Genomic DNA, 1124 nt, shown 5'->3' with positions numbered 1-1124 from the left:
GCCCGCAGCGTCCACGCCTGGCGGCGGGCGGTGGAGGGACGCGCCCCGTACGACGTGCGCCACCGCGTCCTCGTCGCGGACGGCACGTACCGCGTGCTGCACTCGCGCGCCGTGCCGGTCCTGGGATCCTCGGGCGAGGTGCGGGAATGGGTGGGGGTCAGCACGGACGTCACCGAGCAGGTCCGCGCGGAGGAAGTGCTGCGTGGCAGCGAGGAGCGCTTCCGACGTCTGGTGGAGGCCAGCCCCGTCGGAATCGCCGTGGGCGCGATCGACGGGAGCCTGCGCTACCCGAACGACGCGTACCTGGAGCTCCTCGGCTTCACCCGCGCGGACTTCGAGGCGGGACGGCTCAACTGGGCCGAGCTGACGCCCCCGCAGTACCGCGAGGTCGACGAGCGCGCCTTCCATCAGGCCCTGCGGCGGGGCACGTCCGAGCCCTACGAGAAGGAGATGCGCCGCCGCGACGGAAGCCTCGTCCCGGTCGGGCTGGTCCTGACGCGCGACGAGCAGCACGGAGGGCCGCTCGTGGTGGCCTACGTGCAGGACCTCACTGCCCAGAAGGCCGCCGAGGACGCCCTGTGGGCCTACAGCGCGGAACTCGAGCGCCGCGTCGAGGAACGGACCCGCGCGCTGGAGGAGCAGCGCGCCGCGCTCGACGCGTTCGTGTCGTACTCGCGGGCCGTGGGCACGGACACGGACACGACCGTCCTCGCGCGGCGCGCGCTCTCCGTGCTGGAATCCCGCTTTCCCGGCGCGAGCGCCGCGTACTACGAGCCCGACGGCCCGGTGTGGCGGGCCATCGCGATGACCGACGACATGCGCGAGGACGTCCGCGCGATGATCGAGGCGGGCGTCCCGGCGGACCTGCCCCTGTTCGCGCGGGTGACGCGCGAGCGGCGCGAGGTCTTCGAGGACGCCTGGGATGGGGACGCGCAGGGTGTGGACGTCACGGACGAGTACGCCGCGGGCGCCGCGTATCCCGTCGTGGTGGAGGACTCGGTGGTCGGCATCGTCGCGCTGGGTCTGCGCGGGACGCCCGTGTGGTCCGAGCGCGACCGTGAGGTGGTGCGCGCGGTGGGCCGCGGCCTCACCCTCGCGCTGGAGCGCGGCGCTCGAGCGGCGCG

At 74.4% G+C, this 1124-nt stretch carries 1 protein-coding gene; it reads left to right on the top strand.

From position 1 onward, the window contains the following. Positions 1-1124, top strand: a 1124-nt coding sequence (locus tag DEIPI_RS31650; RefSeq protein ID WP_157463720.1) for a PAS domain S-box protein, incomplete at both ends; no start/stop codon positions are given.

Source organism: Deinococcus pimensis DSM 21231 (assembly GCF_000519345.1).
GTDB lineage: Bacteria > Deinococcota > Deinococci > Deinococcales > Deinococcaceae > Deinococcus_A > Deinococcus_A pimensis.
The sequence above is the reverse complement of the archived record's forward strand: the minus strand, read 5'-3'. Positions and strand labels throughout refer to the sequence as shown.